At 67.5% G+C, this 18,047-nt stretch carries 19 protein-coding genes; 5 read left to right on the plus strand and 14 right to left on the minus strand.

What is annotated here, in order from left to right; translation table 11 throughout:
• Positions 1 to 84: 84 nt before the first annotated feature.
• The 3 genes from ITJ49_RS07655 to ITJ49_RS07665 are packed head-to-tail and all read right to left on the minus strand — an operon-like array spanning position 85 to position 4,193.
• The gene (locus tag ITJ49_RS07655; protein ID WP_194603546.1) at positions 85 to 2,088 is read right to left on the minus strand and encodes an acyltransferase family protein; all 2,004 of its coding nucleotides are present in this window, start codon (positions 2,086 to 2,088) and stop codon (positions 85 to 87) included.
• A gap of 53 nt (positions 2,089 to 2,141) precedes the next feature.
• Positions 2,142 to 3,266 carry an AMP-binding protein gene (locus ITJ49_RS07660; protein ID WP_370544413.1) on the minus strand — a complete coding sequence of 375 codons (1,125 nt, stop codon included), beginning with the start codon at positions 3,264 to 3,266 and terminating at the stop codon, positions 2,142 to 2,144.
• An 18-nt stretch (positions 3,267 to 3,284) separates the two neighbouring features.
• Positions 3,285 to 4,193 (minus strand): 1,4-dihydroxy-2-naphthoyl-CoA synthase, encoded by a 909-nt coding sequence (locus ITJ49_RS07665; protein WP_194603549.1) that lies wholly within the window; start codon positions 4,191 to 4,193, stop codon positions 3,285 to 3,287.
• 42 nt (positions 4,194 to 4,235) lie between these two features.
• Here ITJ49_RS07665 and ITJ49_RS07670 point away from each other — a divergent pair, with 42 nt between their 5' ends.
• Positions 4,236 to 5,231, plus strand: coding sequence for an o-succinylbenzoate synthase (locus ITJ49_RS07670; RefSeq protein ID WP_194603552.1), 996 nt, complete (start codon positions 4,236 to 4,238; stop codon positions 5,229 to 5,231).
• A gap of 85 nt (positions 5,232 to 5,316) precedes the next feature.
• Here ITJ49_RS07670 and ccsB read toward each other — a convergent pair whose 3' ends face one another.
• Genes ccsB through ITJ49_RS07695 form a run of 5 tightly spaced genes read right to left on the minus strand, consistent with a single transcriptional unit; the run spans position 5,317 to position 10,058 of the window.
• On the minus strand, positions 5,317 to 6,330 hold the full coding sequence (gene ccsB, locus ITJ49_RS07675) for a c-type cytochrome biogenesis protein CcsB (protein WP_370275163.1): 1,014 nt from the start codon (positions 6,328 to 6,330) through the stop codon (positions 5,317 to 5,319).
• Complete coding sequence (locus ITJ49_RS07680; RefSeq protein WP_194603555.1) at positions 6,327 to 8,063, minus strand: cytochrome c biogenesis protein ResB; 1,737 nt, start codon at positions 8,061 to 8,063, stop codon at positions 6,327 to 6,329. The genes ccsB and ITJ49_RS07680 overlap by 4 nt, the downstream gene beginning before the upstream one ends.
• On the minus strand, positions 8,047 to 8,811 hold the full coding sequence (locus tag ITJ49_RS07685; protein WP_194603559.1) for a cytochrome c biogenesis protein CcdA: 765 nt from the start codon (positions 8,809 to 8,811) through the stop codon (positions 8,047 to 8,049). The genes ITJ49_RS07680 and ITJ49_RS07685 overlap by 17 nt, the downstream gene beginning before the upstream one ends.
• Positions 8,812 to 9,420 (minus strand): TlpA disulfide reductase family protein, encoded by a 609-nt coding sequence (locus tag ITJ49_RS07690; protein WP_194603562.1) that lies wholly within the window; start codon positions 9,418 to 9,420, stop codon positions 8,812 to 8,814. It lies immediately after the preceding gene.
• Entirely contained in the window at positions 9,417 to 10,058 is a 642-nt protein-coding gene (locus ITJ49_RS07695; RefSeq protein ID WP_194603564.1) for a histidine phosphatase family protein, read from the minus strand. Before ITJ49_RS07695 ends, ITJ49_RS07690 begins: the two co-directional genes overlap by 4 nt.
• Before the next feature lie 108 nt (positions 10,059 to 10,166).
• Here ITJ49_RS07695 and aspS point away from each other — a divergent pair, with 108 nt between their 5' ends.
• Positions 10,167 to 11,495: an aspartate--tRNA(Asn) ligase gene (gene aspS / locus ITJ49_RS07700; RefSeq protein WP_370544414.1), complete on the plus strand. Its 1,329-nt coding sequence runs from the start codon at positions 10,167 to 10,169 to the stop codon at positions 11,493 to 11,495.
• A 293-nt stretch (positions 11,496 to 11,788) separates the two neighbouring features.
• Here aspS and ITJ49_RS07705 read toward each other — a convergent pair whose 3' ends face one another.
• The 5 genes from ITJ49_RS07705 to ITJ49_RS07725 all read right to left on the minus strand — a co-directional run bounded on the left by ITJ49_RS07705 (position 11,789) and on the right by ITJ49_RS07725 (position 13,805).
• Complete coding sequence (locus ITJ49_RS07705) at positions 11,789 to 12,091, minus strand: Dabb family protein (RefSeq protein ID WP_055959692.1); 303 nt, start codon at positions 12,089 to 12,091, stop codon at positions 11,789 to 11,791.
• Positions 12,088 to 12,387 (minus strand): glutaredoxin family protein, encoded by a 300-nt coding sequence (locus ITJ49_RS07710; protein ID WP_194603570.1) that lies wholly within the window; start codon positions 12,385 to 12,387, stop codon positions 12,088 to 12,090. Before ITJ49_RS07710 ends, ITJ49_RS07705 begins: the two co-directional genes overlap by 4 nt.
• A gap of 255 nt (positions 12,388 to 12,642) precedes the next feature.
• A complete protein-coding gene (locus ITJ49_RS07715) occupies positions 12,643 to 12,741 on the minus strand; it encodes a 30S ribosomal protein bS22 (protein WP_003792170.1) in 99 nt (32 codons plus the stop codon).
• A 158-nt stretch (positions 12,742 to 12,899) separates the two neighbouring features.
• Entirely contained in the window at positions 12,900 to 13,094 is a 195-nt protein-coding gene (locus ITJ49_RS07720) for a helix-turn-helix domain-containing protein (RefSeq protein WP_194603573.1), read from the minus strand.
• A gap of 150 nt (positions 13,095 to 13,244) precedes the next feature.
• On the minus strand, positions 13,245 to 13,805 hold the full coding sequence (locus ITJ49_RS07725; protein WP_194603576.1) for a helix-turn-helix transcriptional regulator: 561 nt from the start codon (positions 13,803 to 13,805) through the stop codon (positions 13,245 to 13,247).
• Positions 13,806 to 14,042: 237 nt separating this feature from the next.
• Here ITJ49_RS07725 and ITJ49_RS07730 point away from each other — a divergent pair, with 237 nt between their 5' ends.
• Together ITJ49_RS07730 and ITJ49_RS07735 are read left to right on the plus strand one after the other, a co-directional pair.
• Positions 14,043 to 15,374: a TrkH family potassium uptake protein gene (locus ITJ49_RS07730; protein ID WP_370544428.1), complete on the plus strand. Its 1,332-nt coding sequence runs from the start codon at positions 14,043 to 14,045 to the stop codon at positions 15,372 to 15,374.
• Complete coding sequence (locus ITJ49_RS07735) at positions 15,367 to 16,038, plus strand: TrkA family potassium uptake protein (RefSeq protein ID WP_194603582.1); 672 nt, start codon at positions 15,367 to 15,369, stop codon at positions 16,036 to 16,038. The genes ITJ49_RS07730 and ITJ49_RS07735 overlap by 8 nt, the downstream gene beginning before the upstream one ends.
• Positions 16,039 to 16,126: 88 nt before the next feature.
• On the opposite strand, the gene proC is transcribed toward ITJ49_RS07735, so the two are convergent.
• Positions 16,127 to 16,960: a pyrroline-5-carboxylate reductase gene (gene proC, locus ITJ49_RS07740; RefSeq protein WP_194603585.1), complete on the minus strand. Its 834-nt coding sequence runs from the start codon at positions 16,958 to 16,960 to the stop codon at positions 16,127 to 16,129.
• Between the two features lie 72 nt (positions 16,961 to 17,032).
• Here proC and ITJ49_RS07745 point away from each other — a divergent pair, with 72 nt between their 5' ends.
• The gene (locus ITJ49_RS07745; RefSeq protein WP_194603588.1) at positions 17,033 to 18,040 is read left to right on the plus strand and encodes a cation diffusion facilitator family transporter; all 1,008 of its coding nucleotides are present in this window, start codon (positions 17,033 to 17,035) and stop codon (positions 18,038 to 18,040) included.
• Positions 18,041 to 18,047: the final 7 nt, after the last annotated feature.

Below are 18,047 nucleotides of genomic sequence, written 5' to 3' on the forward strand. Positions count from 1 at the left end.
AGTTTACCGTCGCGGGGTAGCAGGCAAGCACCGCAGAAGTTACGGGTGCCGCTGAATTCAGGCTCGGCGGCGGCCCGACACGAGTCAGCCGCCCGACGCCGCCCGAGCCTCGGCCCGGTCGACCGCCTCGCGCAGAAAGAGGCCGAGCGCGGGCCCGAGCGTCGCGGTGTACTGCGGCGCGAGGTGGTTGTAGTCGCGGTAGACCTTAACGCCACCGACCTCGACCTTGCACTCGTCGTAGTCGCAGAGGCGGTCGGTCGTGGTGAAGATCGGCGCGACGCCGCGCTGCGCCTGAACTCGCGCCGAGAGCGCCTGCAGGGGCGCGATCTGGTCGAGCGCCTCGTCGCGGGGCGAGGCGCAGGAGCGTGCCGAGCCGCCGGGCGCCTCCAGGCACGCACCGGGGTCGTAGTGAAGTCGGGGATTGTCACGGATCGCCGCGATCTCGCCGGTCGACCTCGACGTCTGGTCGATCCAGTTCTCGTAGGCGTCTACCCAGACCTTCTTCTGCGAAGACTCGGAGAGCACCGCGCCCTCCGTCGAGCGAATCCGCCCGAGGTAGGCCTCGGCCTGCGAGATCACGACCGCCGTCGGGTGCAGGTCAGCGACCACACGCGCCGTCTCGTCGCGGAACTGCTGACACCCCGCGGGCGCCTTGCCGGTCGTCATGACCGTCGTCACGTCGATCGCCGGACAGGCGCTCTGCCAGCGGTAGACGAGGCGGATCCTCTCGCGCCGGGCCGCCTCGCCGAGAGCCGCCTCGAAATGGCCGGCATGGGAGTCGCCGACGACGACCACCACGGTCGAGCTCGTCACATCGCCCAGGATGCAGAGAGGAACCCCCGACGCCGATTTCTCTGTCGAGAGGCACGCGTCGGACGGCAGCTCGACCGACGAAGTCGCGGCGAGTTGCTCTGCCGCCTCAGCGGCCGATCGCCCCTGAAACCAGGTGGCGCCCGAAAAGACGCCCGCCACCAGCACGAAGGCGCCGGCTGCGACGAACGAGAGCCGCGCCGAGCGGGCGAGAGGCGGAGCGAACCGGACTGGGTTCTCAAAGAAGGCATAGGTCGACGCGCCGACGACGAGAGCGAGAAGGCCCGCGGCGACGGGAATCCAGGGCGATTCGGCGCGCAGGGCCACGGGCAGGAGAACGATGAGCGGCCAATGCCAGAGATACCAGGAGTACGACACCGTGCCGAGAAAACGGAGCGGCCGCGCCTCGAGCACCCGCGTGGGTAGAGCCGTCGAGCGCAAGGGCGGACCCAGACCGCCAACGATCACCAGCAGTGTGGCCGCGACGGGAAGAATCGCGGCCACACCCGGGTAGGGAGCATCAGACGGCAGCCCGACAACGATCGCCACGAGGCCGAGCACCCCGGCGCCGCCGCAGACCGCGCGAACCACGCCCGACCCGATCAGGCCGACGGGAACGAGCGCGAGGAGGCCGGCGAGTGCGAACTCCCAGGCGCGGGTGGGGAGCAGGTAAAAGGCCGCTTGCGGGTGGGAGGTCGTCGCAAAAGCCGACAGGGCAAAGGATCCGGCCCCGACGACCCCGAACACCGCCGCGAGAGCCACTCGTGGCCGGCATCCGGCCCGCACGGCCACGCCCACCACGGCGAGGAGCAGCACGGGCCACACGAGGTAGAACTGTTCTTCGACGCTCAGCGACCAGGTGTGGAGGTAGGGCTGCGGCACCATCAGGTCGTGGGTGAAGTAGTCATCTGACTGACGGGCGAAGAAGAAGTTCGACACGAAGAGCAGCCCCGCACCCGCCTGCTTGCCGACCGACAGCCAATTGACCGGCGGGAGAAAGAGCAGCGCCAGGGGCAGGGTCAAGACGATCATCAGCGCGGCCGCAGGCACGAGGCGGCGGAGTCGCTTAGCCCAGAAGCGGCCGAGGTGGAGGCGGCCGGTCGTCTCGAGCTCGCGGAGGAGCTGCCCCGTGATGAGAAAGCCCGAGATGACGAAGAAGACGTCGACTCCTACGAAGCCGCCGGTGAACCCGGGCACTCCGGCATGGAAGGCGACGACCGGGACGATGGCGAGCGCGCGGAGGCCAGTGATGTCGTGCCGCATCGCTCTCTGGTGCATGCCATCCCCCTCGCGCTCGATCAGCTCAGTGGGTATGCATTATGTCACCTATCTCATGCGAAAAACGCAAGCTGTACGCGGTCAGGCTTGCCACTCGGCAGCAGCGGAATGGAGTCGACGACGACGAGACGATCGGGTGCAGCCGATCGGCCTACGACCGAGGTCACGGCCGCCCGAAGAGCGGCGAGGTCGATCGGAGGCGCGACCGCGACCACGACGGGCACCTCGCCCCAGCGCTCCGACGGCGCCCTGACCACGACTGCGTCGGCGAACCCCGGCAACTCGCGGACGGCGCGCTCGACCACGCCGAGCGAGACCTTCTCGCCGCCCGAGATGATCACGTCGTCGAGTCGGCCGATCACGCTGACCCTGCCGTCGGGGCCGACGGATCCTGCGTCTCCGGTGCGATACCACCGCCGCCCCTCGCGCTCGACGAAGGCAGCCTCGGTGCGAGCGGGATCGCGCAGGTAGTACTCGGCGAGGGTCGGCCCGGAGAGCTCGAGCTGGCCGTCGACCACCGCGGCCCGTGTCTGGCCGACCGGAACGCCGTCGTAGACGCACCCGCCGCTGGTCTCGCTCGACCCGTAGGTACGCACGACCCGCACACCGGCCTTTTCAGCACGGGCCAGCAGCGCCGCGGGCGTGGCCTGACCACCGACGAGGACCGCGTCGAAGCGGCCGAGGATCCGCTGGCCCGCCCGATCGACCTCGGCGAGATCGAGCACACGGCCGAGCTGAGCGGGCACCAGCGACGTGTAGCGGACCGTATGAGTGAGACTCGCCGCCGCGTCGAGAAACGCCTGCGGATCAAAGTGCCCCACCGGCAGGAGCGCCGGCTCGGTGTCGGCGGCGATCGACCGGACCAGCACGTTGAGCCCCGCGACGTAATGCCCTGGCAGAGCCAGGACCCACTGCCCCGGGCCACTGAGAGCCGCATCGGCCGCCGCAGCGCCGGAGAGCAGGGCACCGGCCGAGAGGGCTACACGCTTCGCCTGCCCGGTGGAGCCGCTCGTCTCGATGACGACCGCGACGCGCTTCTCGACCTTTGCCGGAAGGTCGACCGGCACCGAGTCGTCGATGCGGGGGTTGATCGCCGGTCCGCCCGACAGCGCGGTACGCAGCGCGACCATCACTGCCTGTGGTGAGCGCGCGTCGATCGCCAGGAGCTCGTGCGTCACAGCGCGACCGCGCTCACGTCAGAACTGCCAGGGGTAGGGCGACCAGTCGGGCGAGCGCTTCTCAAGGAACGCGTCGCGCCCCTCGACCGCCTCGTCGGTGCCGTATGCCAACCGCGTGGCCTCGCCGGCGAACACCTGCTGGCCGACCATGCCGTCGTCGACGGCGTTGAACGAGAACTTCAGCATGCGGATCGCCGTCGGCGACTTGCCCATGATGGTCCGGGCCCAGCGGAGAGCCTCGACTTCGAGGTCTTTGTGATCGACGACGGCGTTGACGGCACCCATCTCGTAGGCACGCTGGGCCGAGTACTCCTGGGCCAGGAAGAACACCTCGCGGGCCAGCTTTTGGCCGATCTGCCGGGCGTAGTAGGCGCTGCCGTAGCCGCCGTCGAACGAGCCGACGTCGGCGTCGGTCTGCTTGAACCGACCGTGCTCGCGACTGGCGATCGTCAGGTCGGCCACAGCGTGCAGGGAGTGGCCGCCGCCCGCGGCCCAGCCCGGAACGACGGCGATGACGACCTTCGGCATGGTGCGCATGAGCCGCTGCACCTCGAGGATGTGCAGGCGGCCGTTGCGGGCGGGGTCGGGTTTGAGGGCCTCATCGCCTTCGTACTTGTAACCGTCTCGCCCCCGGATCCTCTGGTCGCCGCCCGAGCAGAACGCCCAGCCGCCGTCTTTCGCGCTGGGGCCATTGCCGGTGAGCAGTACGACGCCGATCTTCGGGTTCATGCGCGCGTCATCGAGAGCGCGGTAGAGCTCGTCGACCGTATGCGGCCGGAAGGCGTTGCGCACCTCGGGGCGGTCGAACGCGATGCGCGCGACCTGGCCGTTCACGTCGTGGTGGTACGTGATGTCGGTGAGCTCACCCGCTCCCGGCGCCTCTCGCCACTCGGTCGGATCGAACAGGTCGGAGACGGTGTCGCTCATGCCGCCAGCCTATCGACCGGGGCCGAGTGGAAGACTCGGGGCATGCTCCCCTCCCCTCCGCCGCTGCCCCCGCTCGGCGACCTCACCCGCGACGCCTTCGTGGTCGCCCTGCCGCTCCGCAATCGCTTTCGCGGGGTCGACGTGCGCGAGGCGCTTCTCGTCGAGGGGCCGAACGGCTGGACCGAGTTCAGCCCGTTCGTCGAGTACGACGCCAACGAGGCCTCGTCGTGGCTCGCCGCGACCGTCGACTTCGGCTGGGGCCACCTGCCTGAACCGCTGCGGACGAGGATCCCGGTCAACGCCACTCTCCCCGCCGTCGCGGCCGACCTGGTGCCCTCGATCCTCGCCCGCTACCCCGGCTGCCGCACCGTGAAGGTCAAGGTAGCCGAACCCGGCCAGACCCTCGCCGACGACGTCGCACGGGTCGCAGCAGCACGCGAGTTCGTCGGGCCCGGTGGGCGCGTGCGCGTCGACGCCAACATGCACTGGACGGTAAACGAGACTCTTCGCGCCTTGGAGGCGCTCGCGCCGTTCGACCTGGAATACGTGGAGCAGCCGTGCCGAACCATCGCCGAGTTGGCCGCCGTGCGTGCCGCAGAAACGGGCGTCCCGGTCGCCGCCGACGAGAGCGTGCGCAAAGCTGCCGACCCGCTCGCGGTCGCTCGCGCCGGCGCCGCCGACCTGCTCGTGATCAAGGCGCAACCGCTGGGCGGGGTGACCGCAGCGTCGAGCATCGTCGAGGAAGCCGGGTTGCCCGTCGTCGTCTCGAGTGCGATCGACACGTCGGTCGGGCTGTCGATGGGGGCCCACCTCGCCGCTGCCGTGCCGACCCTCGACCATGACTGCGGGCTCGGCACCGCGGCCATGCTCACCGCCGACGTCTCGCGCGAGCCGCTGCTGCCGGAGAGCGGCGGCATCGACGTGCGACGGGTCGACGTCGATGTCGACCTGCTGCGGGCCTCCGCCGCTCCGGTCGAGCGCCGGGCGTGGTGGCTCGACCGGGTGCGGGCGGCGTACGAGGTGCTCGAGGCGCGCTAGACCCGCACAGTCGGCACAAACATCTGCCCTAGGAGCGGTGTTTGTGCCGAATGTGCGGGTCTGTGCCGGTCGCGAAGGCTTCGGTCTACAGCCCGGAGTAGGCGTGCAGACCCTTGAAGAACAGGTTCACGATCGAGAAGTTGAACATCACCGCGGCGAAGCCGACCAGCGACAGCCACGACGACCGAGCGCCGCGCCAGCCACGAGTAGCCCGGGCGTGGATGTAGCCGGCGTAGATGACCCAGATGATGAAGGTCCAGACCTCTTTTGTATCCCAGCCCCAGTATCGGCCCCAAGCCTTCTCGGCCCAGACGGCGCCGGCGATGAGCGTGAAGGTCCAGAGCACGAAGCCGACGAGGGCGATGCGGTAGGCCAGGTCTTCGAGGCGCTCGGCCCCGGGGAGGGTGTCGAACAGCTTGATGCCGGCGTTCTTCGACGCCTCGCGACGCTCCTGGATGATCTGCGCCGCAGAGAGCCCACCGGCGATGGCGAAGAACGCCGTGCCGAGACACGCGACAAATACGTGGATGACGAGCCAGTACGACTGCAGGGCCGGCACGAGCGGGCTGACCGTCACGTAGAAGTTGACCACCGCGACGCCCAGCAGGATCAGGTTAAGGCCCATCACGTAGGCGCCCAGATAGCGAAGGTCGACGAAGAGGTTGACCAGCAGGAAGACACCAACGATGAGAGCCGTGCCGGTGAGGCCGAACTCGAACATGTTGGCCCACGGCACACGACCCGCGGCGAGACCGCGGAAGACGACGGAGGCGATGTGCACGGCGAGCCCGAGCACCATCATCGAGATGCCGATGCGCTCGAACTTCGACGAGCGGCGGGCCGTCTCACCGGGCTCGGTGACATCGGTGCGCTCAAGGAGGAGAGTGCCCCCGGCGCTGCCGGTGGATCCTGCGCTAGCGCTAGCGCCGGCCAGTGCCGACTGACGCGACTGCGCCTTGAGTGCCGCCGTCGCAGCGATCTGAGCGTCGCCCGAGCGCTTGGCGAGGTCGAGTGCGAACGCGATGAACGCGATCACGTAGATCGCGATCGCCGAGTAGGCCGCGTAGAGGCACAGGGTCGAGAATTCTGCTGACGTCACGATGACACCTTACGTCGATCCGAGGCCGTCTTCGGGGTGAGTGCGGCCAGATGTTTCTTGGCGAGATCGTCGACTGCTCTCTCGAGCGTCGGGTCTTCTCCGCGGGCGAGACCCGCGTATTCAATTCGGAGCCCGTCGTCGCCCTGAACGGCCTTGACCCAGACGCGCCGACGCGGCACGAACAGGCCGGTCAGCAGGCCGAGGACGATGAGGATCGCAAAGACGAGCACGTAGATCTGCGTGGGGTCGTGGTGGATGTCGAGAGACACGAACCGCTTGACGTCGTTGAACTGCACCGAACCGAGGCCGTTCGGGAGTTTGACGGTCTGGCCGGGCTCGAGAGTGAGTGGTTTCTCGATGGCGTTGCTGCCCGTCGCGGCAATCGGCTTGAGCCCAACCGTGTCGAGTTCGTAGACCGAGCGCGGAACCCCGTCGTCGAGGCCGAGGTCGCCCGCATAGACGCTGAGCGTGAGCTTGGGGTTGATGTCGTCGGGGTAGTTCGAGGCCAGCGCCCCACTCGAGAGTTTGGTGGCGCTCGGGTAGAAGAACCCGATCATTCCGAGCTGAGTCGGTTTGGCGTCCGGCACTTTGATGACACCGAGCGAGGTCAGGTTGGAATCCTGCGGAAGGAACGGGATCGTGTCTTTCAGGGCGATGTTGCCCTCGCCGTCGCGCACCGTCACGTCGACCGCATAGCCGTTGCCGAGCAGGTAGACGTTCGATCCGCCGATAGAGAGGGGGTCGTTCACCTTGATCGTCGTCTTCTTGCTCGCCTGGCCGGGCTGCGAGGTCGTGACGTAGGTCGTGTAGTCGGTGGGCGTGCCGATCGCGTCGATGATCTTGTCTTCGTACTTGACGGTGAACTTGTCGATCGCGATGTTGAACGGCTTGAGCTGAGAGTCGGAGAAGAAGCGGCCCGGGTTGAAGGAGTCGTACGAGCCCAGGACGTTCGAGAACGTCTGCCCCTCGACGACCACACGCTGACCGGTGTAGCCGAAGCCGCCGCCGATACCGACCGTGACGAGCACTCCGAGCAGGGCCGTGTGGAAGACCAGGTTTCCGGTTTCGCGCAGGTAACCGCGCTCGGCGCTGACCGAGTCGCCGTAAACGCGGGTGCGGTAGCCGGCGCGGCGAAGGTGCTGGCGGGCCGTGGCGACCGCGATCTCGGCCGAGACGGGTGCCGCGTCGCCGGTGGCAGTGGGAGCCTGGTGCGTCTGGAATCCGGCCAAGCGCGACAACCGCGCCGGAGTCTTGGGCGGCGCCGAGCGGAGAGCCTCGAGGTGGTGCTTCACGCGCGGGATGATGCAGCCGACGAGCGAGATGAACAGCAGCAGGTAGACGGCCGAGAACCACGGGGTGGTGAATGTCGAGAAGAGCCCGAGCTTGTCGAGGATCGGGTACAGCTGCGGGTGGTCGGTCTTGTACTGGACGACGCCGTTGGGGTCGGACGACGTCTGCGGCACCAGCGAACCCGGCACGGCCGCCAGGGCGAGCAGCATGAGGAGGAGCAGCGCCGTGCGCATGCTCGTGAGCTGTCGCCAGAAGAAGCGGAGATAACCGACCAATCCGAGCTTCGGCTGCGTGATGCTGGAGTCGGACTCGACCTGCTCGACGGAGTCGATGTGGTCGCTCGGCCGAAGCGGGTCGGCCCGCTCGTCGGTGCGGTCGGAGTTGCCGTCGACCTGAGGCTCCGCGGGATCGACCGGCCCGTTCGAATCAGACGACCGTGCCATAGCTGGAGATCACCACCCCGAGGCGCGACATGAGGTCACTCCAGACCCCGGCGACCATGAGAACTCCGATGACCACGAGAAGGGTGCCTCCCACAAGGTTGACGGCACGAACGTGCCTTTTGACGAATGCGATCGTGCGCGTCATCCAGCCGAGGCCGAGCGCGACGAATAGGAACGGGAGCCCAAGCCCCAAGCAGTAGAAGAGCCCCAGCAGGAACCCTTGCCCGGCCGACCCGGAATTAAGCGACAGAGCCGTGATGGCCGTGAGCGTCGGGCCGAGGCAGGGGCTCCAGCCGAGGCCGAAGACGACACCGAGCAACGGGGCGCCCGCGAGGCCGACCTTCGGGCTGATGCGAAGCTTCGCGGTCCGCTGGAAGAAGGGGAAGTTGCCGATAAAGACGAGCCCCATGACGATCACGACGACACCGAGGATCCGGGTGATCACGTTCCGCCACTCGAGAAACCAGAATCCGAGCACACCCGCCGCGGTATTGAACGCCACGAACACCAGCGTGAAACCCAGCACGAAGAGGACGACCCCGAGCACGAGACGGCCTCGGTCTTTTCGGCGACCCGTGGGATCCTGCGCTCCGCTCTGCAGACCCCCGATGTAGCCGAGGTAACCGGGCACGAGCGGGAGCACGCACGGCGACACGAACGAGATGATGCCCGCGAGCACGGCCACGGGAAGCGCTACCAGCAGCTGGCCGCTCGTGACCGCCTCGAAGAAGGGGTTGCCCTGATACACCTAGTTCTTCTCTGCGAGCGTGTCGCTGATCAGGGTGTTCAAGACGCCCTTGTCGGCCTCGCCGAGGATGCTCGACGCGACACGCCCCTTCTTGTCGAGCACGATCGTCGTGGGCGTGGCGTTGGCGCTGCCCCGGGCTCCGGCCAGCGCGAGCTGCACCGTGGCGTTGCCCGAGTCGACGACGGACGGGTAGGTCATCTTGAAGGATCGGGCGAAGGCGCGAGCGGTGTCTTTCTCGTCGCGCACGTTGACGCCGATGAACTGCACGCCCTGATCGGCGTACTTCTTGCTGAGCGACTCGAGGTCGGGGGCCTCGACCCGGCACGGCGGGCACGAGGCGTACCAGAAGTTGAGCACGACCACCTTGCCCTCGTAGGTCGAGCGCGAGATCGAGGCGTCTTCGTCGGTCGTGGCAGTGAACTCGACGGGCTGCTTGCGGTCGGCGGGTTCGATCTCGGTGATCGTGCCGTCGCCCGAGATGTAGTTCTTGTTCGAGCCGCTCTGGTACTGCGAGAGCAGGTTGCTCGAGGAGCAGCCGGTCAGGCCGAGGGCGAGAGCAGCAGCCACAGCGGAGAGACGGACGAGGGTCGAGGGGCGTTTCGGAATCACACGGCTCCAGAATCGAGGGCGGAAGTCTGCAGGGCGGCGGCCGGCTCGCGATAGCCCACCTCGACGAACGCGTCGTCGCGGTGCTCGAGCGTCGTGATGCTCGACAGGGTGCACCGGCGATGGCGAGGGTCGTGGAAGAGTCTCTGGCCGGCAAGGCTTCGGTGGACCATCCAGATGGGCAGCTGGTGGCTGACGAGAACGACGTCGCCGGAGTCGACACTGCGCCAGGCCGTGTCGACGGCCGCCAGCATGCGAGCGGCGATGCTCACATAGGCCTCACCCCAGCTGGGCTTGAGCGGATTCGCGATCCAGGGCCACTCGCTCGGACGCGTAAGAGCCTTCGTGAAGCCGCCCGCCCGCCCCTCGAATTTGTTCGTCGGCTCGATCAGGCGCTCGTCGGTCAGGATCTCACGGTCGAAGAGCCGAGCCCATGGTGCCGCCGACTCTTGCGTGCGCTGCAGGGGGCTGGCGATGATCGCCGCGACCGGGGCGCCCTCCACCTTCAGCGCCTCGGCGCTCATCTCGGCCATTCGATGGCCGAGCTCGGAGAGCCCGAAGCCCTCGATGCGCCCGTAGAGGACGCCGTCGGGGTTGAACACCTCGCCATGACGGACGAGGTGGATCTGGTTCGCGGGCACGGCATCCAGTGTAGATTGCGCGACTCGTCACACCTCCCACCAGGGTTTTCCACAGGGAGGACCTTGCTCGGCGTCGAGAGAGTCAGCCCTACCGTAAACTCAGGGCTCGTGACTGAACGCACCCTTATCAAAGACCTTGCTGCCTCCTCCGACGGGCCCGTGTCGGTGTCCGGATGGGTCGAGACGGTCCGCGATCAGAAGAAGGTGCAGTTCGTCGTCCTCCGCGATGAGTCCGGCGCCGTTCAGCTGGTGTCGCCCCGCTCGTTCGACGACGAAGGCGCGGCCATCGCCACCGCCGTCTCCGAGACCATCTCCTCGCTCTCGCAGGGCACCTTCCTCACGGCCACCGGCGAGCTGAAGCACGACGAGCGCGTCAAGCTCGGCGGGGTCGAGGTCAAGCTCGACGGTCTCGATGTGGCCGCGCTCGCCATCCCCGAGACCCCGATCGCCGACGACTCGGGCATCGACAAGCGTATGGACTGGCGTTTTCTCGACCTCCGCGTGCCGAAGAACGCCCTGATCTTCAAGATTCAGACCACCTTCCTCCACGCGCTCCGCACCTACTGGGTCGAGCACGACTTCGTCGAGGTGCAGACCCCCAAGCTCATGGCCTCGGCGAGCGAGTCGAAGGCCGAACTCTTCCGCGTCGAGTACTTCGAGGGCAGCGCGTTCCTCTCGCAGAGCCCCCAGTTCTTCAAGCAGATGGCGCAGTCGGCCGGTTTCGGCAAGATCTTCGAGGTCGGCCCCGCGTTCCGCGCCGACCCGTCGTTCACCAGCCGCCACGCCACCGAGTTCACCTCGATCGACGCCGAGGTCAGCTGGATCGAGTCGCACGAAGACGTCATGAAGCTGCACGAAGAGCTCATAGTCGCTGGCTTCCAGGCTGTCGCCGACAAGCACGGCGCCGCGATCAAAGAGCTGTTCGACATCGACCTGGTCGTGCCGACCGTGCCGTTCCCGCGCATCCCGCTGGCGGAGGCCAAAGAGATCGTGGCCTCGCGCGGCTATGAGGTGCCCCGCGCCGACGACGACATGGACCCCGAGGGCGAACGTCAGATCGCGGCCTACGTGAAAGAGACGTATGGGCACGAGTTCGTCTTCCTTACCGACTACGCCTCGAGCATCCGGCCGTTCTATCACATGCGGCACGAGGGCGATGCGTCGCTCACCAACAGCTACGACCTCATCTTCAACGGCACCGAAATCTCGACGGGAGCCCAGCGCGAGCACCGCATCGACGTGCTCGAAGAGCAGGCACGCTCCAAGGGCCTCGAGCCCGAAGAGCTGTCGGGCTACCTCGAATTCTTCCGCTATGGCGTGCCCTCGCACGGTGGCTTCGGCATGGGCCTCGCGCGCGTGCTGATGCTGATGCTGCACCTGCCGAACCTGCGAGAGACGACGTTCCTGTTCCGCGGGCCGACGCGGCTCGAGCCGTAGGTCGCCGGCGGCTCATACGCCGAGAGTGCACAAAACGCCCTCCCGCTTCGGCGCGGGGGCGTTTTGCGTCCTCTCGGTTGGCGTGCCGCGGCTTGCGCGGCGCTGCAGGGCCGCGAGATGGCCGAATCTCCGCGAAAACAGCCCGCGGCCGGTAGTTCAGGCCACTTCGCGGGTCGCGCCGAGCTGAACCTGCGCCGAGATCGCAGAAGAGGTCGCCTGCACCCGACGCCAAGTGCGATCTCGGAACGGCGCTGGCGGCGTCAGCGGCCGGCACCCGCAGCGGCCGGCACCGCTCAGTACTCGTAGTCGATCGCGGCCCGACCCGACACGAGGGAGCGCACGAGCGCAGCGACCTCGAGATGATCGGGGTGGTTCTGGTATTCGTCGAGCCCCTCGAAGTCGTCGAAATCGGCGACGACCGCGAGGTCGCCGTTCTTGTCGGGGTAGGCGCCGTTCAGCCCGACTGTCAGCGACCGGATCGACCCGATGCGCCCGACCAGGCCGGTGAGCGCCGAGGTGATGCGCGCGATCGCTTCGGCCTTCTCCGTCTCGTCGGTTGCGGCAATGCTCCAGATGACGATGTGCTTGACACTCATGAATCGGCCTTTCCGTTCGCCGGAGACGAAGACGAGGGTGCGGCGGCACGAAGAGCGGTACGGAGCCGCTCGGGGTCGACCCGCCAGATGGTGTGGACGCGGCCGTCGATCAGCACGACCGGAATTTCTTCGGCGTACTCGTCGGCCAGTGACGGATCGTCGAGGATCGACAGTTCGTCGTAGTCGCGGGCCCCACGGAACTCGACCTCGTCAAGAACGGCCTCGAGGGCCAGCCGGGCGTCATCGCAGAGATGACAGCCGGGCTTCGTGAGGAGAGTGACGTGGGGAACGGGCACTCCCCCAGCGTACCGCCGAGCCCGGCACGTGCCCCGAGCACCGAGTGCCGAGCCCCAGCACCGTGCCCGGATCACCAAGTGCCGCCTATTGCACGCTGCAGCCCGGCACCGGCGGCATTAGGCGGCACTCGGCAAGGGGCTCGCGGCCCATGCGACCACGGGGCGGAGATGGCCCGCACCCGAGCCCGGCACGCAAAACGGCCGCCACCCGAAGGTGACGACCGAATAGCGAAGCTCTAAGACGTGCTCAGCGCTCTACTTCTTGTTGCGACGCTGGTGACGAGTCTTACGAAGCAGTTTGCGGTGCTTCTTCTTCGCCATGCGCTTGCGGCGTTTCTTGATAACAGAACCCATAGGGGACCTCACAGATTTCTTGAAACGGGACCTTTGGGATTCAAAGACCGTGCAGTACCGGGCCCCATTTGCAAGAACCGCGGAAAAATACTTCGCGTCAGTCTACTCGCCAGGCCAGCGAAAAACGAACCGAGCCGTCGGAGCGAGCAGGCGGCCGATCAGCCGACGTCGCGAATACCACCGCGAAGCACGGCAGCGACAGCCGTCTCGGGCACCCGGAACGAGCGGCCGAAGCGAATGGCGGGCAGCTCGCCGGAATGGATCATCCGATAAACGGTCATTTTCGACACGCGCATCATGTCGGCCACTTCGGCCACCGTGAGAAAACGCACGTCCGTCAGGTCGTCCGACATGTTCCTGCCTAAGGTTTCGGGCCGACTGCCCCGGAGAGGCTCACCCCCGGCGGGAACGATCGGCGACTCGGGGCCGCCTGAGTGTTTCTCGTGTGCCCCATGGCTACCTTAGAGGCGCATGTGACTCGCTGTCCAGCCGCAGCGTCACCCCTATTCGCGGTGCCCGAGACGCTTCTTGGCAGGGTCAAGGATCCGGCTCCGCGCCCCGGCGACAGCGCGCCCCAGGGTCGCTCCCACGTCGCCCACATCCGGGAGGTTCTGGGCAGCGCGACGGAGGGGCGCCGGCACGCCGACAACGCCCGAGCGCAGCGGAACGACCGCGGCGAAATCGACCTCGGGCAGGAACGGCGCGAGCCAGGCGTCGACCCGTTCGAGCGGCCTGCTGTCGAGGCTGTAGTAGCGGTGCTGACCGTCTTCACGTACGTGCACCAGGCCGGCGAGGCGGAGCACGCGCAAATGCTTCGACACGGTGGGCTGGCTGAGGCCGAGCGCGACGACGAGCTCGCCGACGCTGTGCTCGACAGCGGGGCCGGGTTCGGTCGCGAGGCCGGGTTGCCCCGCGGCGCCGGGGAGGGGGCGGAGCGCAGGATCCTTCGGGTCGCCTCGCAGAGAAAGCTCACGAAGAGGGTCTGCCGCCAGTGGCTCCCCTCGGAGAACGCGGAGCAGCTCACGACGAGTCGGGTCGGCGATCACAGCGAAGATGTCGGCCATGCTGCTCAGGCTATCGATGCGGGGCCGGGAGTACCATGACGGTTTTCGGGTGAATTCGGCGGGGTGGGAGGCCAGGTGGCGACAGCACCGCCGTCGACGAATCCGGAGTCGACGCAGCCCGCCGGAGGCGCGTTCTCGCGAGGTTCGGCCAAGGCGCTCCGCCCGTCGCGCACCCCCTGGGAGGCGTTCCGCGAGGGTGTCGACGACGTCAGCCGAAAGTCGCCCGCTCGGTTCGCGATCCTGATCTTCACCACGCTCATCCTGTTGTTCACGGCGATCTTCATGCTGCCGATCACCTCCACGTCTGGTGAGGTGACGCCGATCGCCGACTCCCTCTTCACCGCGGTATCGGTCATTTGCGTCACCGGACTGGCCACGGTCGACATGGCGACGCACTGGTCGCCCTTCGGACACGTCGTGATCTTCGTCGGCGTGCAGATCGGTGCGATCGGCGTGCTGACGGTGGCCTCGATCCTCGGCCTCGTCGTCTCGCGTCGGCTCGGGCTCCGCTCGAAGCTTCTCGCGGCGAGCGACTCGAATCCCCTCCGCGGGCACGCCGGCCCGGTGCCCGAGGGGCAGGCGGTGCGGCTCGGCGAGGTCGGCGGGCTGCTCACCACGGTCGCCATCAGCGCTCTCGCGATCGAATTCGTGATCGGCCTGCTGCTCATTCCGCGCATGCTGGTGGACGGGATCCCCATCGGCACGGCGGTACTCGACAGCTTCTACTACGCGGCGATGGCGTTCACGAACACCGGATTCGTGCCGAACGAGGCGGGCCTGTCGGCTTTCCAAGACGACTTCTACTTTCTCGGACTGCTGATGGTCGCCGTCTTCCTCGGCAGCATCGGGTTTCCTGTCATCTACGCGATCACCCGCAACCCGCTGCATCCGAGGCGCTGGTCGCTGCACGTCAAGCTGACGCTCGTCACCACGCTGATCCTGCTCGTGCTCGGCACGATCGTCTACATCGTGCTCGAGTTCGACAACCCGCTGACGTTCGGAAGCAAAGACGCCGGCACGACGATCTTCCAGTCGCTGTTCTTGAGCACGATGACGAGGTCGGGCGGGTTCTCGACCATCGACATCTCCGACCTGCACGACTCGAGCCTGATCGTCACCGACATGCTCATGTTCATCGGCGGAGGCTCCGCCTCGACGGCCGGCGGACTCAAGGTGACGACGCTCGCCGTGCTGTTCCTCGCCGCCGTAGCCGAGGCTCGCGGCAACCGGAGCATCGAGGTCTTCGGTCGCAGGATCCCCTCCGACGTCCTCCGGCTCTCCGTCAGCGTGGCGCTCTGGGGTGCGACCATCGTCGCCGTCGCGACCGTCGTGATTCTGCAGATCACCAAGGCGAGCCTCTCCGAAGTTCTCTTCGAGGTGATCTCGGCGTTCGCGACCTGCGGACTCTCGGTCGGTCTCACCGACAACCTGCCGGACGCCGCCAAGTACGTGCTCGCGGTCACGATGTGGATGGGACGCGTTGGTACAGTGACGCTCGCCGTCGCCCTGGCCAACAGTCAGCGTCGACAGCTCTTCACCCGCCCCGAAGAAAGGCCCATCGTTGGTTGAGCGGATCTCGCACGACGCACCCGTCCTCGTGATCGGACTCGGACGCTTCGGCGCCGCGACCGCGGGCCAGCTGGAGCGCCAGGACCGCGACGTGCTGGTCGTCGACACGAGTATCTCGCTCGTGCAGAAGTGGGCTGACCGGGTCACGCACGCGGTCCAGGCAGACGCCCGCGACATCGACGCGCTCCGTCAGATCGGCGCGACCGACTTCTCGATCGCGGTGGTGGGCGTCGGATCGTCGATCGAGGCCAGCGTGCTGATCACGGCGAACCTCGTCGACCTCGGCATCCCGCAGATCTGGGCGAAGGCCATCTCGACCTCGCACGGCAAGATCCTGACCCGCATCGGGGCCACCCACGTCATCTACCCGGAGGCGGAGGCCGGCGAGCGCGTCGCGCACCTCGTCTCGGGCCGGATGCTCGACTACATCGAATTCGACGACGAGTTCGCGATCGTCAAGATGTACCCGCCGAAATCGGTGCGCGGGCAGACCCTGGGTTCGTGCAAGGTACTGCCGAAGTTCGGCGTGACGATCGTCGGGGTCAAGGGCCCCGGCGGCGCCTTCATGGAGGCGCGCCCCGACACGGTGGTCGGCGATCACGACCTCATCATCGTCAGCGGCACCGAGTCCGATCTCGAGCGGTTCAGCGCACTCGAGAGCTGAGGTGAGCGGGGCTCCGCGGATCCTTCGCCCCGCTGACCCACTGGCCCACTAGCCCACTAACCCGGTGTCGCGTCGCGGAGCCGTACGCCTACTCGGCCGCGATCTCTTTCGCGCGGGCGAGTGCCGCCGCCGTCGCCCGGTCGAAGAGGTCTTTGAGGCCGCCCGCCTGGAGCACCTCGACCGCCTTCTCGGTCGTGCCGTTCGGGCTGGTGACGCGACGGCGGAGCTCCTCGGGCGGCGTGACGTCGTGAGCGAGCAACTCGGACGCCCCACGGAAGGTGCCCTGAACCATCACCGATGCCTGATGGTCGGTGAAGCCGAGGTCGACAGCTGCGCGGGTCAACTCTTCGATGAGGTAGAAGACGTATGCGGGCCCTGATCCCGAGATCGTCGACAGGGCGTCGATCTTGTCTTCGGGGATGGTGACGACCTCGCCGACACAGGCGAAAAGGCTTCGAGCGAGCGCCACGTCGGCGTCGCTCGACCGGCTGCCGCCCGCGAGGCCGGTCACGCCCAGCCCGACGACCGCGGGAGTGTTGGGCATCGAGCGGAGCACGACGACGTGGTCGGGGAGGACGGCCTCCATCGCGGCAATGGTGATGCCGGCGGCGAGGCTCACGACGATCGTGCCCCGCTCGAGGACCGGCGCCATCTCGCGCAGCAGGTCGAGCACCATGTAGGGCTTCACGCCGATGAGAACGAGCTTCGCCCCGGTCACCGCCGACGCGTTGGCCGACGGATCGGTCTCGGTCGCGAGCGACAGCACTCCCCCGTGGCGGAGCGATGCCGCCTTCGCCTCCGTGCGGTTGGTGACGCGGAGCCCACCCTCGACGGTCACCTCGGGCCGCACGAGCCCGGCGAGGATCGCGCCGCCCATCGAACCGGCTCCGAGAATCGCTGTGGCGGGGAGGGTCGTCGTCATGCGACCCATCCTAGGATTGGCGAGACCGACAGGGGCGACAGCGGCCCGGGGCGCACAAGGAACGAGACAGCCATGGCGAGCGAATCAGGATCCGCGACCACCGAATCCGGGGCCGGCCACGGTGGCGGCCACGGCACGAAGGCGATCTTCGCTGCGCTCGGCGCCAACCTCGGCATCGCCGTCGTCAAGCTGATCGCCTGGGCCTTCTCCGGATCGGCCTCGATGCTCGCCGAGGGCATCCACTCGATCGCCGACTCCGCCAACCAGCTCCTCCTCCTGCTGGGCGGACGTCGCTCGAAGCGCGCCGCCGACGAGGAGCACCCCTTCGGATACGGTCGCGAGCGCTACGTCTACGCCTTCGTCGTGTCGATCATCCTGTTCTCGGTAGGTGGTGTCTTCTCTCTTTACGAGGGCATCGAGAAGCTGCAGCACCCGCACGAGCTCGAGGTGTGGTGGCTGCCGATGGGCGTGCTCGTCATCGCCATGATCCTCGAGAGCTTCTCTCTGCGAACCGCGCTCGGCGAGGCCCGCCCACACAAGGGCAACCAGGGCTGGTTCCAGTTCATCCGCCGGGCCAAAGCGCCCGAGCTGCCTGTTCTTCTCCTCGAAGACACTGCTGCACTGACCGGCCTCATCCTGGCGTTCTTCGGCGTCGGGCTCACGGTGATCACCGGCAACAGCTTCTTCGACGCCCTCGGCACCATTCTGATCGGCGCGCTGCTCATCCTCGTGGCGATCATCCTCGGCATCGAGACGAAGAGCCTGCTCGTCGGCGAGGGCGCGTCGGCGACCGACGTCGCATCGATCCGTTCGGCGATCACGACCGGCCCCGAGGTCGAGACGATCATCCATATGAAGACCCTCTACCTCGGCCCGGACGAGCTGCTCGTCGGCGTGAAGGTAGCCCTCGGCGGGCGAATGCTGCTCTCCGACGTGGCAGCGGCGATCAATGCGATCGAGACCAGGATCCGCGCCGCCGTCCCGGTGGCCCGCGTCATCTACATCGAGCCCGACGTGTGGGCCGAGCCGAACGCCGTCGCTCCGCCGACCGACGCGATCGTGATCCGCGCCGCCGACTGAGCTCGAC

It is taken from the genome of Frondihabitans sp. VKM Ac-2883, assembly GCF_015350875.1.
Lineage (GTDB): Bacteria > Actinomycetota > Actinomycetes > Actinomycetales > Microbacteriaceae > Frondihabitans.

Bases quoted from the DNA above. Each gene is read 5' to 3' on its own strand.
- ITJ49_RS07705 (WP_055959692.1), bottom strand. From the start codon at position 12,091: ATGAGTGTCAAGCACATCGTCATCTGGAGCATTGCCGCAACCGACGAG.
- ITJ49_RS07655 (WP_194603546.1), bottom strand. From the start codon at position 2,088: ATGCACCAGAGAGCGATGCGGCACGACATCACTGGCCTCCGCGCGCTC.
- ITJ49_RS07670 (WP_194603552.1), top strand. From the start codon at position 4,236: ATGCTCCCCTCCCCTCCGCCGCTGCCCCCGCTCGGCGACCTCACCCGC.
- ITJ49_RS07680 (WP_194603555.1), bottom strand. From the start codon at position 8,063: ATGGCACGGTCGTCTGATTCGAACGGGCCGGTCGATCCCGCGGAGCCT.
- ITJ49_RS07745 (WP_194603588.1), top strand. From the start codon at position 17,033: ATGGCGAGCGAATCAGGATCCGCGACCACCGAATCCGGGGCCGGCCAC.
- ITJ49_RS07720 (WP_194603573.1), bottom strand. From the start codon at position 13,094: ATGTCGGACGACCTGACGGACGTGCGTTTTCTCACGGTGGCCGAAGTG.
- ITJ49_RS07725 (WP_194603576.1), bottom strand. From the start codon at position 13,805: ATGGCCGACATCTTCGCTGTGATCGCCGACCCGACTCGTCGTGAGCTG.
- proC (WP_194603585.1), bottom strand. From the start codon at position 16,960: ATGACGACGACCCTCCCCGCCACAGCGATTCTCGGAGCCGGTTCGATG.
- ITJ49_RS07665 (WP_194603549.1), bottom strand. From the start codon at position 4,193: ATGAGCGACACCGTCTCCGACCTGTTCGATCCGACCGAGTGGCGAGAG.
- ITJ49_RS07715 (WP_003792170.1), bottom strand. From the start codon at position 12,741: ATGGGTTCTGTTATCAAGAAACGCCGCAAGCGCATGGCGAAGAAGAAG.